Raw genomic sequence first — 14,201 nt, 5'->3', positions numbered from 1 at the left:
TGGCCTCACGATCAGCGTGTATAAATCTGCTCAATAACAAGTTCACGCGTTAATACATTTGGTATGAAATGAGGCTTGAACGGACATGCTCAAGAATGCACCGCTGCGTCTGAAACTTTTATTGATCCTGGTCCTTCCTTTATTGGGCTTCCTGACGTTGGCCGGCGTCTTTGTAGTGGATAACTATAAGACGCTACATGACATGGATGCGACGGTGACCGCCAGCGCCACGGCGCAGAAGTTGAGTCAACTGATCACCACACTGCAGCGCGAGCGGGGCGCCAGCGGCGTATTCCTGGGCAGCGCTGGCAAGTCCATGGGCGAGCGAATGACCCAGATGCGCAAGGACTCCAACGCGTCGGTCGAGGCGGTGCGCGGATTGTCGGTGTCGGGGGGCAAGCAGTTGGACAATGTCCTTCGCGCATTGGATGAGTTGCCCGCCATCCGTGGGCAGGTGGATAAGCTAAATATAAACAGCACCGAATCGGGTGTTCGTTATACCGCGATCATTCAAGCGCTGGTGGGGTATACCCACTCTTTGGAAGCGACGATCAATAACGCGGACATTATTCATGCCCTCGGTGCCCTTAATCAGTTTATCGAGATGAAAGAGCGCGCCGGACGCGAACGCGTTATGCTCGGCCTGGTGTTCAGCCAGGATCGTTTCGACGAAACCTTGTTATCACGTTTTAGTCGCAATCTGGGGGAGTTCGCTGCTTACTCCGATGCGTTCCGCCGCAAGGCCCAGCCAGCGTTGCTCCAACAGTTCGATGAGCAAATGCAAAAGCCCGCTGCGATTGAAGTGGGCAAGTTGCAGCGCCTGGCGTTCGAAGTGCCATTGGGTCAATCGCTGGGAATCAAACCCGAGGCCTGGTTTGAAGTCGCCACGCAGCGCATCGACATGATGAGCCAAGTGGAGGAAACCCTCGGCCAAAATGTCAGCAGTCTGGCCATGCAGGAGCGAGATGCCGCAAGCCGCGCCTTATGGCTGACCCTCGGTGCGGTCGTCGTGGCACTGCTGGCGGTGGTGGTGCTGTCGTATGTGATCATTCGCACGATCGATCTGGCGGTACGTGACGTGAATCGGGTCATCAATGACTTGGCACAGCGTGACCTCACTGCCAGGGCAACGTATGTGAGCAATGACGAATTCGGCCAGATCTCGCGCAACCTCAATCGCATGGCCGAAGAAATCAGCGGGGTCGTGCAGGAAATCGGCAATGCCACGGCACAAGTTGCAACCGCGGCGGAAGAGTCCTCCGCGGTAACGATTCAGACCAGCCAAAGTGTCGAACAGCAGCGCCAAGGCACCGAGCTGGTGGCCACCGCGATCAATCAAATGAGCGCTACAGTGCGCGAGGTGGCGCAAAGTACCAACGATGCCGCGCGGATGTCCAAGCAGGTCAATATCAGTACGGCACAAGGACGTGTAGAGATCGAAAGTACCATCGGGCTGATTCGCCAGTTGTCCGGGCAGGCCGAGGAAACGGCGGGCATCATTGGCGACCTCAAACATGAAAGCGATGCCATTTCTTCCGTGCTCGATGTGATTCGCGGCATTGCCGAACAAACCAATCTGTTGGCCCTCAATGCGGCCATTGAAGCGGCGCGGGCCGGTGATCATGGCCGCGGGTTTGCGGTGGTGGCGTCTGAGGTGCGTACCCTGGCGCAAAAGACCCAAGAGTCCACGGGCAGCATTCAACGGATGATCAGCAACCTGCAGGCCGGTTCGGATCGTGCGGCCATCTCCATGCAACAGACCCTGGGCAAGGCTCAGGATGGCGCGGACAAAGTCGAGCGAGCGGGCGAGCTGCTGATGGAGATCGCCGAGGGCGTGGCGACTATCAGCGACCGCAACATTCAGATCGCCTCTGCGGCCGAAGAACAGAGTGCGGTTTCCGAGGACATCAATCGCAACGTGAATGACATCAACGACCTGGTTATCCAAGTGAGTGCCGGTGCCGAACAGACGGCAATCACCAGCCAGGAACTGGCGCGCCTGGCCGAGTACCAGCAGCAATTGGTCAATCGCTTCAAGGTGGCCTAGCTACGGCGACGGCCTGGTGTTTTTTGATCCAAGGCAGACAGTTACTATCTGGCTGACGGAAATAGGCAATGTTGAGGTGACGCAAAAGTGATCCCTGTCAACGCAACGGATCTGGGCATCGAAGTCGCCGATCAGCGTCGTCATGGCCTGTACAAATGGCTGCTCGCAAGTTTTCTCCTGGGGAAGCGAATACGTTCCAGCGTGGCGTTGCAGGCCTATCGGATATTGGTTGATCATCATGGCCTCGATACGCCCGGCAGGCTCAGCCAGTGCACTCATCGTGAGCTGGTCAGGCTGCTGGGCCAGGCAGGCTATGCCCGTTATGACGAATCCACAGCGCGACGCCTAAGCGTATTGGCTGCTCGTATAGACAAAGAAATGCCCATGCGCCTGGAAGCTATTCGTCGCGGTACTGACGGCATAAAAGACGTTGAGCGGTGGTTACTGACGTTTGAGGGCATCGGGCCCAAGACGCTGGAAATCTTCATGCGAGAAGCCAGGGCTGTCCTGGGTTCTATAGCCCCGCGGTGAAGTTTTAACGCTCAAGCATCAACAGCGCACGGGTACTAACCAGCAGCGTGCGTCCATGCACCTGCCGCGACGGACAGCCGATTCGGGACGCTTACGCTTACCGCTCTTCGCTCATGATCCGCGCCACTTCGCCGGAAGCCTTGAGCTGTTCGAACGCCTGTTGGGCCCTGGCGACGATTTCGTCCGGGGTGCTCAGGCTGAAGGCAATGTTGACCCTATGGGGCTGCTCAGTGAGCGAATAGACCGCCTCCAGGGAGGTGAAGTCCGCACCGGTATCTTTGCTCATCAGGCGCGCCGTGTTCTCAGGCATCGCCAGCAACTGGACCTGATGATTCAGCAACTTTTGAAAGTTGTCGTGGTTATCCGTTGAGACGACCAGCCGGGTGAAGCCTTTCTGTTGCAGGTAAATTTGCTTGGCGTCATTTCGCACCACGCCGATGCTGTATTGCTTGGCATCTTCAAGGTTGTTGATGGTGATGGCCTCGTCTCCCCGCACTCTATAGAGGTGGGTCGTCACCCGATGTATTTCTCCCACCCACTTGAAAAGCTGCTCCCGGGCCGGCGTACGATCCAATGGGAAAATCAACACATTGGGCTCGTGCAAGGCCTTTTCGTAAGCCCGTGCCCACGGATACAACATCATTTGATGGTCGGTGAGTCCTGCACGTTCCAAGGTTTCTTCGGCGATGCGGATGCCCGGCCCGACGAGCTTGCCGTCACGGGCATGCGCGTACAGGGAGTCTTCGGTCACCACTTCAATCGCCTCGGCGTGGCTTTTGAAACTGACCAGGGCCAGGAGTAAGCAGGAGCAGAGCATCAGGCGATAGCGCATAGAGACCTCATTGCCACGATGGCTTTATAAAACGACGCGATCGCGCCCTTGGTGTTTGGCCCGGTACAGCGCCTGGTCGGCGCGTTGCAGCAGTTGATCGAAATGATCCATGGTCTGCGGGTCGAGCTCGGCGACGCCGATGCTTACGGTGACGAAAGACGATACCGCCGAGCCGCTATGGGGCAATTCGCGGGCGGCCAGGCTTTCACGGAACCGCTGGGCAGCTTCGCAGGCCTGCTGTGCATCGATGTTTGGCAGTAGCACGACGAACTCCTCACCGCCTATGCGAGCGGTCACTTCGCCGGAGCGTCCGAAAACGCTGCTCAGGGTTTCAGCGATCTGTTTCAAGCACTGGTCCCCCTGTATGTGGCCGTAGGTGTCGTTGTAGATTTTGAAAAAATCGACGTCGCACATGAGCACTGCCAGCGGGGTTTTGTGGCGGACCGCGCGGCGAAATTCGACTTCCTTCAATTCGTCGAAATAGCGACGGTTGGCCAGGCCCGTCAAAGCGTCGTGACGCGACAGGGCTTCGAGGGCCTGGTTGGCAGCCTTGAGTTCCGCGGTACGCGCCTCGACCAATTCGGCCAACTGATCGCGACTGGCGGCAATCGCCAGTTCATCCGAATGCTGGCGCTCCAAATGGGTATGGAGATTGTCCTGGAGTTGGTTCACTTGAAACTCGAGCAGGCTCAGCTCGTCCTGGCGGTCTACCGAGCGCTGCAGCTTGAGGTGATGCTTGAGTGTTTGCGGCGCGAGCCCGCTCAGGTGCCGGGCGATCTGGACCACGTGCACGGTCACCAGGCGGTTGAACATGGTCATGACCAGGCCGGCCAGCAGCAACGACTGGATAACCTGGGTAATGACGATGCTGCGTGCTTCGTCCCAGAGGCGTTCCCAAAGCAATCGGTTGTCGCCCTCGATGGTCAGCTCGCCGACCTTTTCGTTGGCTCCGATGTAGGGTTGCGCAACGAGTTGGCGATGCAGCACGGGCTTCACGCCTGATGAATCGACGGTATACCGATTCAGTTCGATAACTTCAGGTGCTTGGCCCGGTCGCAGAATATTCAGCACCACACGCCCCACCGGCGCGGCGTTCGCGACGCTGGAAAGCTGTTTGTCCAAAGACTCGCGGTCCATTTCCCAGATGGCGTGGGCGAGGGTGTTCTGGAACACCTGATCGATCAGGACAAGCTCCGAATTCATTTCCGTCAGATTGTTTTCCCAAGCCATCCAGGTCCGCAAGGTGACCATGGCCAAGGTGAAGATCAGGCAGAACAACAACGTGGCCAGCACCAGGCGTCGCCCCAGTGAGCTGAATACCTTGTTCTTTGGTCGCTGGGCGGTCATCGCTCTGACATGGCTGGCCATGTCACAACCACTTGCGCACGATGGCGTCGTAAACGCCATTGCGCCGGATCGTCTCCAGGCCGGCACGGAATTTTTCAACCGTTTGGATGGGCGTCTTGCGGCTGAATGCCATGTTCAAGCCGCCGTTGCTGCTCAGTTCGGGAAGCGGTAGCGACTGAATCAGCACTTTTGCCGGGTCATCACCGTTCTGGCGCGTCAGGTACAACGCGTTGAGTTCGTTGGAAATCCAGAGCTCCACGTGATCGACCTTGAGCTTGCGGTAGTTGTGCTCGTACTTGGTGCTCGACTGCAATTCCTCACCGATGCGAAAACCCTTCGAAACCAGATACTGCTCGCCCACGTCCTGATTGACGGTGGCGATCTGGTGACCATGAGCATCGGCCAGCGAATTGAGTTTTATCGGGCGGTCAGCCAGCGAATACATGAACCATTTGGTTGGACCGCCAATGGACCCAACCCACTGGAAAAGCGATTCGCGTTCGGGCGTACGGACGATGGAATAAATCAACACGTTACTTTCGTTGAGCGCCAGTTCGTACGCTCGCGCCCACGGCATGGACTGGATGGAGGCCTCTACGCCGATTTCCTTGAGTACGGCCTGGACCACCTCGGTGCTCATGCCCGTCACGCGCCCATCCTGCGTCATGTTGTAGGGAGGGAGTTCCTCCGTCACGATGCGCAGCGGGGCCTCTGCCGCAGATCCGCTTGCCGCCAGGAACATCAGAAGGCCACACATGAATAGGCGGCTGAGTGGTAAAAACATCGATAGTTACCCTATGCAACCAGCAGAACCCGGCGAGGGCTGGGATCCATTAACACAATGGTTATCGGCTGGGTTAATGCCTGCTTGAGTTTTGCCCATTGAAGTCGGGTTTTTGAGTTGAAGGTTTATCGTGCTGCAACGACGAACCGCCGCAAGAGTGACCGTTGGGACATCGTAGACGATTGGCGGAGCTCAAGCATGAGTCGGCGGTTAAAACCCAAGGATTTGTTGGCACTGGGGCAGGCATCAGGCGCGACGCGCGAACCATCCTGTTCAAAATCGAACTGCCAACGGCAGCCCCGACACTGTTCGGCCACCGCATTACCCGGCTTATCCGTCGATTTTTTTCTGGATCATCCTGATCAGGTTTTCCCCCACGCGCTCGATGCTTTTGTTCTGCGAAACAACCTGGGCGCCCTCCATCAGGTAAGTGAGCTCCATGGCCACTTCGTTCGGCTCGGCTAAACCGGCCTCGGTGCAGAGCGCCGCCAAACGCAGGAACTGGCGCTGCTTATGCGCTTCGATCAGTTGGCGAGCGGGATGCCCGGGCTCGGGTATTTCCGCCAGCGAATTGGTGAACGGGCAACCCCGGTAGGACGCCGCCGAAAGGTCCTGCGCGATGAACTCGGCAAAGCCGAGGATCTGCGCCTTGGGATCGCCGGCATGCCGTGTCGCAAGCGTTTCGAAGACCTCGGAATACTGATCGACAAGCAGCCGTATCCACTCCAGCACCAAGGCGTCTTTCGAATCGAAATGCCGGTAGACGGTCATCTTGGTCGACTTGGCCTTCGCCGCAATGGCGTCCACCGTGACCCGGCTGATGCCTTCATTGAAAAACAGCTCCTCGGCTGCATCGAGAATGCGTTCTCGGGGGGCCAGTTGTGGAATTCGTTCGGGCCGCATGTCTTTCTCCGCTTGACAGCGATACTATCTGGTATCTAACTATACTCATTAGTATCGTCCGATACTGGTAAGTACAAATCATAGCGCTTTTATCAGGAAAGTGGCTGGGAGAATTTTGATGAAAATCACTGAATACGCAGCATACGACGCACTCGGGCTCGCTGAGCTGATCGCCAGGGGCCAAGTCACTCAGGCCGAAGTCAGCGCTGCGGCGCTGTCCGCCATCGAGCAGCTCAACCCGCAGATCAACGCATTGGTCGAGGTGTGGGGGGATGAGTCGCAGGCCGCCAGCGGGCCGTTCAAGGGGGTACCTTTTCTGGTGAAGGACCTGGGTCTTACCGCCAAGGGCCGCTTGAATGAGCTGGGCAGTCGCTTGGCCGCCGGCTGCATCGCCGAGGAAGACTCCAACTTGATGATCCGCCTGCGCCAGGCCGGCCTGATCACCCTCGGCAGGACCACCACACCGGAACTGGCCGCCAGTACCACCACCGAAGCGTTGTTTTCAGGGCCGACTCGCAATCCGTGGGACCCGAGCCGCAGTGCCGGGGGATCAAGCGGTGGCTCGGCCGCCGCCGTGGCGGCCGGCCTGGTGCCTGCGGCCCATGCCACGGATGGCGGCGGTTCCATCCGCGTCCCTTCGGCGTCTACCGGGCTCTTCGGCCTCAAGCCCAGCCGGGGCCGGGTTTCCATGGGACCGGCGGTGGACGAGGTATGGGCCGGGCTCGCCGTCCACGGTGTTGTCAGTCGTACGGTGCGCGACAGCGCGGCTTTGCTGGATGCAATCGAGGGCCCAGCCGTCGGCGATCCCTTTGAAATCGCGAGGCCGCAGCATACCTATCTGTCGCAAACGATTCGCGAGCCCGAACCACTGCGCATTGGTCTTCTCCTGCATCCGCTCAATGGCGCTCGCTCCGTTGAGTCGGTCGTCAACGCCACCCGCGACGTCGCTGTGCAACTCCAGGACATGGGGCATCGCGTGGAAGAAATCAGCCTGGACATGGGCCTGAGCTGGGAAGGTTTCGTGGAGCTGAATGGCCGCTTCTGGTCAGCCAATACCGCCGCCTGGATCAACGCCCTCGCAGCAGGCACCGGCCGTCCCATCGACGCCAGCACGCTTGAACCGGCCACGCTGGCGTTGCATGAGTGGGGCAGCCAACTCACCGCCATCGACCTGCTCGAAGCCATGCACCTGAGAAACCTGGTGACCCGCAGCATGGGGCGCTTCTTCAGCCAGTACGACATTTTGTTGAGCCCGACGCTGCCGGCGCTGCCTCCGGTGATAGGCGGCTATAACGATGGGCAGGCGCTTCTGGATGGCAGGGGCTGGATGGATCGGGTCTTTGCCCATTCACCGTTTACGGCATTGGCGAATGTGACCGGCTCCCCGTCGATGTCTGTGCCTCTGGCAGTGGATCCGCAAACGGGCTTGCCCATTGGCCTGCAGTTCTCAGCGGGGTTCGCTCGGGAGGACCGGCTGTTTCGCCTGGCTGGTCAGTTGGAGCGTGCTTTGCCGTGGGCGGCACGCAAACCTGGGATCTGGGCTGGAAATCTTTAGTGGTCTAGCTGTGGGCCGAGGAGGGGGCATGTCAGGAAGTCGCGCCTGCCACCTGAATCGAATGGAGAGCAGCGGTCAACAGAGGACCTTTGAATGTGCTAAATAGCGAGGGCGCAAGCGCCCTCGCTATCCGCCTGGCGACTACCCAGGCTTGTGGTTGTCCAGTACTCGATTGACCGCTAACTCACCCAACATGATGACCCGTTGCAGCACCAGCATGGTTTGGCGTCGTGGGCCGTCCGTTAAGTCGGCCAGATCGCTGACCATCACGCTGGCGGATGCCAGGGATTCGCATGCCTCGACCAGCAACGTTTCGTCATCCACCGCTGCGTCGATGGTGAAGATCGTGCTGGGCTTGCGGGGCAGTATCTGCGTTTTCGTTGCCCCGGGATTGAGGTAGAAGCTGAGCGCGCGGTCTGCCGCCTCTTTCAGCTTTTTAGGGTCGAGAGAGTCGCCGTAGAGTACCGGATCGATATCCGGGGGGTTCGGAGTTACTTTGAACATAATTGACAATTCCTACATAGGAGCTGCAACCGTTCTCTACTAAAAGAAGGGTGGCGGCTGTACGCAGGTTAGTAGACCGGTAGGAATTGGCAAAACCCGGCGCGCCCGAGGACGCCCTGCGCACAACCACCATTTAGTGCAGGAACAGAAAGGACCTGACTGAACGGTGCTCAAGCACCTTACCAAACCTGATGGGCTACTAAACCCGACCACTGATGGGCAGTGGCAGGTAAACGATAGAGGCCGGGGGCAAAGCGCACAAGCCAGCGGATTCTGACGCACACGTAAGTAAGGGTGCAAGGTTTCGTAGCCTTTAGGGTGTAATTACGAATGTATTTAAACGTGTCCGCGCCGGTGTGTTTACGACAATTAAACGGGGCGACGTATCTTCGTTGTTATCTTGGGTTTGTATTACTGCAAACACAGTGCTTTGCGCGGAGTTGTGTGCGCTTAAATGCTTAAACGAAATCACGCCGCAGACAACACGACAGTGGAAGGTTTCAGGGATTAGCCGAGAACGCGCTCGCAACGACGGTGCGTTCTGTGGGGGGGCGGGAGGTCGGGTTTTCCATGTGGGCGTCTGGCTGCCGCCTTCAACGTCACTCATTGGGCTTTGATGCTTTGCAGAGGGAGGCAGCTGTACGGGGTCACCAGCAAAGAGGTCGCAGTTCGATGCGGTCAGTTGAACCCTCGCACAGCCACCATAAGTAGCCGGGGCGCTAAAAAGATGGCCGCTGTAGCCGGAGTAGACTGGAGAACTGGGCATTGCCAGAAGTCTAGGGGCCCGGCGTACAGCGCATCAAACATCGGGCGGAGCGACCTGTTTCTTCATGAGAGGGATCCAAGTACCAGCGCTGTCCAGAAACTCATGTGCCAACGCTGAAACTTCTGCTCTTGGATCCTTAATCGCTTTTAGCAATGTCTCTTGGAATCCCACTCGTTGCATCCACTGATTGCAGAACTGATCGACATGCGGCCCGGACAAAAAACGGGTGAGCACGTCAGGGGCATTCTTGAGCTTTTCCGTTAGGTGTTCCGCAGTCCATAAATCTGCCTCGATTCCACGCGCCGATAATTTGCGCTGGGCTTCAACCCAAGGTTCATCAAGAGATCTAATGGTGTTTTGCGCCAGGATTAGTGTGAAGCGTCCTGCGGATTCTGCCCACCTGCCAGCTAGGAAACGGTCCACCGCAGTGGTCAGGTCGCGGCCGGTGAAATCTTCCAACACTTGCATTCGAATACCAATAAACGGTCCTTGCTCAGACGATCAATGCGAATAAGTCGATGCCGTGCTGGGAAACCTTTCCTTTATTACCCAGGCGCTGACAGCCCGTGAGCGTGTGTTCTTTCTAAAGCAGCCACCTGCACAGCTGCTCGAATGGCTCGGGGTATATGTCCTCAAGCCGCAGTGTGCTAGAGGTCTTAGGCGGTACGCACTCTTGTGCGGTAATCGGAGCTTCAGCGTGGAGGTGGTCGCCCCACTGCTGTGGGAATTCTTCGTGATTGCTCATGGAGCCTGGATCGTTGGTGTAAAGGTCAAGGGAACCAGGCACGCCTGAGTGGAAGCAAGCCAACCCTTTGCAGTTACTGCCTTCGCTGCATGGGCCGTGGTGCGGCCGATAGTTTTTTCGTCAAGGGCCGTTATCGACCCTAAGCTGTCTTTGCCAAAAGGGAGCAATCGGGCATGAGCGGCCATCAGGACGCGCAGCACTGCGAAATTTCGCTTTACTGTTGTACCTTGGACCAATCGTTGAGCAGGGGCTCTGAATGATTACGAGGACGGGATGGCGGCTAGTCGGATGTGACATGCACCGACTAACCTTCACAATGAGAGCAGCACGAAAATTCTCACCCAGGGTCAGCAGGCAACTCAAATACATGCTCAGCGCCGAACCACGCGGTGATCTGAGCTATCGCTGCCTGGCTCAGCAGTTGAGTGAAAAGCAGAGCCAAACGGACCTTGGGACGAGAGCACGCAACGTAGAAGAGATTCCGATTGCTTTCGAATTTTTCACGCCTGTTCGCCGGTGGCCCCAGCTGAAACCACTCGAGCATTTCAGCAAAATTATATTGGTTCCAGCCGCGGCCCAGCACAACGATCACGTTTTCGAATTCGGCTCCCTTTACCCCGTGTTTTGTCGCGAACGGCGTATGCCCATCAATGAATTGGTCTAGCGCTATCAGCTCCGAGTAAGGAACTTCCCTTAGCTTTCGAAGCTGAGTAATCCTGCGTGGCTCGTCCTCACCTGGTTCAACACCGGCGGCATGTAACCCTTGCTCATTTCGTAGCACCGCATTGGGGAGTTGCATCTGCGGTACGGCTATGATGTGGTCAATCACCTCGCCGATGGTACCGGTCAATCTCAGTTCGAGGAGCGTATCCATTGCCTCAGTCCAAGCGACTTTGTCGCTGTGCCTTCGAATCGTTGGCCGATCACTCGCCAGGTGCCCAAACATGGCGCCGTATCTACGCTGTTGATATGCGACACATGCTGGCTCAAGCTGATCTGCGAGATACTTGATGTGCGGATCTTCCTTCTTCAGCCACGGATCGTTGAACTGTCCAAAAATTGGAGGGATCGAGGAGTACCCCTGCTCACGAGCAATACCCTTATGGTTCAAAATCAGAATCTTGGTCTTCTGGGGAGAGAGGTCCCATCCTTCGACGTTAAGCTGAGCTTTCAAGCATTCGAAGTAAGCACGAGCTGCTTCAGGACTAGTGTCGCCAGTCCAGTGCCCACCCCCGATTCCTGTGCGCCTTGTTCCAGGCCAGCGATTGGTATGGAACACCCGGGCTTCACCGATCAATTCCGGATCTCTTACCTCCTGATGCAAACCTGGTCGCATCTGATTCAACACATCGACAATCCGCGATGCTGAGCGAAAATTCGCATTTTTTTCGATTGGCTGGAGTGCCTCATGCTCTACCAGGCCGCAGCCGTCATCGTAAATCTTTTGCCAATGGTCACCAAATAAACCAATCATCGGCCCCTCACCGCGATCTAGAAACCACGATTTCAGTGCTCCGACAAAGTGTTCATCCGTATCCTGATATTCGTCGACAAAGAGGATGGGATATCGGGAGGTCAATACGGCCCTGAACTTCGGAGACGGAAGCGCCTGAACCATCAAGGTCAGGACATCTTCATGCCGAATCGAGACCTCGTCCTCGGATACGCGTGGAATACCCATTTCGTAATGGATTCGCCTATTGCCTACGCCACCAACCGTTTCAAGGCGCTCTCGCCAAAAAGATTCAGCACCAAGGAATTCTCTCAGTGATGTTTGAAAATCTCTGAGCAATGACCAACAGAAACCATGCACGGTCTCGGCTCGGATCGCAGGGTGCGCCTGGAACCGAGAGATGATCTCGTCTTTTGCCACATTGGTGTAAGTGATACACGCGACTTGCTGACGCTCCCGGATCAATGCCTGACCTCTGTGCTCAATCAATCGGCTCAGAGCCTTCTCCAGTGAGTACGTCTTACCAGCTCCAGCACCTGCTTCCAGGCGAAAGCTTTGACCTTCTTCCAAACAGGCGAACATACGTTCCAACGCTTCCCGCCCGGCTCTGTCCGCGGGGCTTTCGTGATTGTTAGGCATCGCCTTGCTCCCCTTCAGCGGCCACTGCCTCGCCAGCAGCTTCAACCACTGCGGCCATGGCCCGAGCAGCCATTTGGGCATCGACGACCGACGCCCCAACTGCAAGCCAACGTAATCCCTCAGCAATGTATTTAGGTACGCTCCAGTTCGTATCATCGATCGCGTAGTTCAATGCGAAGGCTGACTTTTTCTGGTCTGCTGCATGCTCGTAAGCTAGGGATGCAACATCACCCTGGCCCAGCTCGAATCGATTAAGGTTCGCCAGGATAAATGCGTCCTCAAAGCTTCTGCCTGAGGGCCCTGGTTCAACCCCTTCCGGAATTTGGTAGGCGAGACGCGTTAACCCTCTGGTCTTCTCTGCTGGTGTTTTCGCCAGTAGTTGGGCAGGAGTGACTTCGGCCTCAAACCAGTCTTTGAGGCAGGCATTGCTCGTGTACAGCCCCTCAGCAACAGGACAGGCTTTTCGTTTTCTATCTGCGTTCGGCTTAACGGAATCAATGTCAGTCACGATCAGCGTACGCAGTTCCAAGAAAGTAAGCAGGTCATGGAACCGGTGTGCATACGCGCCGCCAACTTCCATAACCGTCAAATACTGACTTGCCAGCTGAGGCTCACCGACCGCCGCCGCGTCAGTTTTGGCGATCATGGTTGGCAGCAGCAAGCGCTCTGATGTCCCCTCGATCAAGATGGCTTTGTCTGCAAAGAATAGGTCGCAGCGGGTGAGCGTCAGGTACTGATATAGAAAATCTCTGTCCGGTGCGGGAGCCCCGCGCATACCCTGCCTCAGGTCTTTGATCTTGGACTGCCGGATCCCGTTTTCGTTGGTCACCGAGAGAAAGTAACGCATGGTCTCGAAGCGCGCTTCGTTGGCCATGTGTGGAGAGTGGGTGGAAATTACAAACTGCACTGGCCAAGGACGGCTGTCATTCAGTTGCTGCTCGAACGCGTCCTTGATGAGATGTAATTGTCGGATGAAGACCTCCTGCATTTGCGGATGCAAATGAGCTTCAGGCTCTTCAATGAAGATGAGGTGTACGCTTGCTGCTGCCGGTGTAGCTTGGAACTCCCTGAAGAATTTCAATAATTGCAGAAGTATGTACACCAGGTTGCGGACGCCGAGTCCATTGTAGCTTTCCGGGAGGGTTAGGCCGTTTACACCCCGGTATCTAACCTGCGTGTGGTCTTTAAGCAGGCGCTCGACATCGAAGGTCGTCACCGTGGTGAGGCCTGGGTCATCTAACCCTGGGTAGCCGAAAAGCTCGAACGTAGGGAGCAGCGAAGTCAGTCCCGCGTTGAAACCGTCATGCAATTCCTTTTGAATTTTCTCCACCGCTCCATGGAGCTGTTCGGCTGTGGTCCGTTTCTCGGGATCTGTGGGGTCAGTCAATGCCGATTGGAACAGCACCTCCACCACCTTCCCAAGAACATCGCGCTCTCGGTGTGTGTCGTCATCTAGGCCCCGTTGCGCATTGATGAATCCGCCGCGGATCAACGTAGTGAGTGATTTTAGGTCGAGGTCCTTTCGGTTCGTAGGATCGTTGGGGTCAATCGCTTCCAGACGGGGCTCGTAGGCCGCCGCCAAACGTTTTTTGATCAGGCTGAAGAAGCTAGGACGTTGATCCTCCTGCTCAGCGTCGGGGACATTCATTTCCGCGAAAAGCGACTCAAGGCCTGTCGCACGCGGTCCATACGTCAAGACGATGCGCGCACAAGAACAATCTGGATCTAGGTCTACTATGCATTCGCTCAGCGGCCCCAAGTCTGGAGCACCTACGTCATAGGAAATGTCCAATGTGACCCTTACAACGGGAAGCATGGCAGCAACGTCGGAGCGAGCTACTCCGCCGTGAAACGCATTGAATGCCGTCCAAAACTCTTCGTGACTTCCCAGGGAGAAATCCTCAAGCCTGAATGAGGGAGTCCGGTCTGAAAGGAGCCGGCGGAACACCTCAGCGATGGAGGTTTTGCCGCAGTTGTTGCGTCCTACGATCAGCGTCGTGCCGTCTTCTAGGCCAAGGTCGACGTTCTGAAGCAGTCTGAAATTTTGAATCTCAACGCGCTCGATCTGCATGATGTCCCTACCGTGAAATCGTAT

Annotated in this window: 11 protein-coding genes; 3 read left to right on the top strand and 8 right to left on the bottom strand. The window is 56.8% G+C overall.

The genetic code is table 11. From position 1 onward, the window contains the following. The first annotated feature begins 85 nt into the window (after positions 1-85). Positions 86-2,047 carry a methyl-accepting chemotaxis protein gene (locus tag CD58_RS16270; RefSeq protein ID WP_025214059.1) on the top strand — a complete coding sequence of 654 codons (1,962 nt, stop codon included), beginning with the start codon at positions 86-88 and terminating at the stop codon, positions 2,045-2,047. A gap of 87 nt (positions 2,048-2,134) precedes the next feature. Further along, entirely contained in the window at positions 2,135-2,578 is a 444-nt protein-coding gene (locus tag CD58_RS16265) for a DNA methylase (protein ID WP_025214058.1), read from the top strand. A 97-nt stretch (positions 2,579-2,675) separates the two neighbouring features. Here CD58_RS16265 and CD58_RS16260 read toward each other — a convergent pair whose 3' ends face one another. From CD58_RS16260 to CD58_RS16245, 4 genes are all read right to left on the bottom strand, one after another. Then, the gene (locus CD58_RS16260) at positions 2,676-3,410 is read right to left on the bottom strand and encodes a substrate-binding periplasmic protein (RefSeq protein ID WP_025214057.1); all 735 of its coding nucleotides are present in this window, start codon (positions 3,408-3,410) and stop codon (positions 2,676-2,678) included. Positions 3,411-3,434: 24 nt separating this feature from the next. Continuing rightward, positions 3,435-4,778, bottom strand: coding sequence for a GGDEF domain-containing protein (locus CD58_RS16255; RefSeq protein WP_025214056.1), 1,344 nt, complete (start codon positions 4,776-4,778; stop codon positions 3,435-3,437). A gap of 1 nt (position 4,779) precedes the next feature. Further along, complete coding sequence (locus CD58_RS16250) at positions 4,780-5,541, bottom strand: substrate-binding periplasmic protein (RefSeq protein WP_025214055.1); 762 nt, start codon at positions 5,539-5,541, stop codon at positions 4,780-4,782. Between the two features lie 330 nt (positions 5,542-5,871). Beyond that, entirely contained in the window at positions 5,872-6,444 is a 573-nt protein-coding gene (locus tag CD58_RS16245) for a TetR/AcrR family transcriptional regulator (protein WP_025214054.1), read from the bottom strand. Between the two features lie 118 nt (positions 6,445-6,562). On the opposite strand from CD58_RS16245, the gene CD58_RS16240 reads away from it, so the two are divergent. After that, the gene (locus CD58_RS16240) at positions 6,563-7,999 is read left to right on the top strand and encodes an amidase (protein WP_025214053.1); all 1,437 of its coding nucleotides are present in this window, start codon (positions 6,563-6,565) and stop codon (positions 7,997-7,999) included. A 141-nt stretch (positions 8,000-8,140) separates the two neighbouring features. On the opposite strand, the gene CD58_RS16235 is transcribed toward CD58_RS16240, so the two are convergent. From CD58_RS16235 to CD58_RS16215, 4 genes are all read right to left on the bottom strand, one after another. Next, entirely contained in the window at positions 8,141-8,503 is a 363-nt protein-coding gene (locus CD58_RS16235; protein WP_025214052.1) for a DUF6124 family protein, read from the bottom strand. 799 nt (positions 8,504-9,302) lie between these two features. Next, complete coding sequence (locus CD58_RS16230; protein ID WP_025214051.1) at positions 9,303-9,737, bottom strand: hypothetical protein; 435 nt, start codon at positions 9,735-9,737, stop codon at positions 9,303-9,305. A 614-nt stretch (positions 9,738-10,351) separates the two neighbouring features. Further along, positions 10,352-12,106: a UvrD-helicase domain-containing protein gene (locus CD58_RS16220; RefSeq protein ID WP_025214049.1), complete on the bottom strand. Its 1,755-nt coding sequence runs from the start codon at positions 12,104-12,106 to the stop codon at positions 10,352-10,354. Next, positions 12,099-14,177, bottom strand: coding sequence for an ATP-dependent nuclease (locus CD58_RS16215; protein WP_025214048.1), 2,079 nt, complete (start codon positions 14,175-14,177; stop codon positions 12,099-12,101). The genes CD58_RS16220 and CD58_RS16215 overlap by 8 nt, the downstream gene beginning before the upstream one ends. Between the last annotated feature and the right edge of the window lie 24 nt (positions 14,178-14,201).

It is taken from the genome of Pseudomonas brassicacearum, assembly GCF_000585995.1.
Taxonomy (GTDB): Bacteria; Pseudomonadota; Gammaproteobacteria; order Pseudomonadales; family Pseudomonadaceae; genus Aquipseudomonas; species Aquipseudomonas brassicacearum_A.
Note: the sequence above shows the minus strand (reverse complement) of the source record. Positions and strands in the feature narration are given on the sequence as shown.

Bases quoted from the DNA above. Each gene is read 5' to 3' on its own strand.
- CD58_RS16270 (WP_025214059.1), top strand. From the start codon at position 86: ATGCTCAAGAATGCACCGCTGCGTCTGAAACTTTTATTGATCCTGGTC.
- CD58_RS16260 (WP_025214057.1), bottom strand. From the start codon at position 3,410: ATGCGCTATCGCCTGATGCTCTGCTCCTGCTTACTCCTGGCCCTGGTC.
- CD58_RS16255 (WP_025214056.1), bottom strand. From the start codon at position 4,778: ATGGCCAGCCATGTCAGAGCGATGACCGCCCAGCGACCAAAGAACAAG.
- CD58_RS16250 (WP_025214055.1), bottom strand. From the start codon at position 5,541: ATGTTTTTACCACTCAGCCGCCTATTCATGTGTGGCCTTCTGATGTTC.
- CD58_RS16245 (WP_025214054.1), bottom strand. From the start codon at position 6,444: ATGCGGCCCGAACGAATTCCACAACTGGCCCCCCGAGAACGCATTCTC.
- CD58_RS16240 (WP_025214053.1), top strand. From the start codon at position 6,563: ATGAAAATCACTGAATACGCAGCATACGACGCACTCGGGCTCGCTGAG.
- CD58_RS16235 (WP_025214052.1), bottom strand. From the start codon at position 8,503: ATGTTCAAAGTAACTCCGAACCCCCCGGATATCGATCCGGTACTCTAC.
- CD58_RS16230 (WP_025214051.1), bottom strand. From the start codon at position 9,737: ATGCAAGTGTTGGAAGATTTCACCGGCCGCGACCTGACCACTGCGGTG.
- CD58_RS16220 (WP_025214049.1), bottom strand. From the start codon at position 12,106: ATGCCTAACAATCACGAAAGCCCCGCGGACAGAGCCGGGCGGGAAGCG.
- CD58_RS16215 (WP_025214048.1), bottom strand. From the start codon at position 14,177: ATGCAGATCGAGCGCGTTGAGATTCAAAATTTCAGACTGCTTCAGAAC.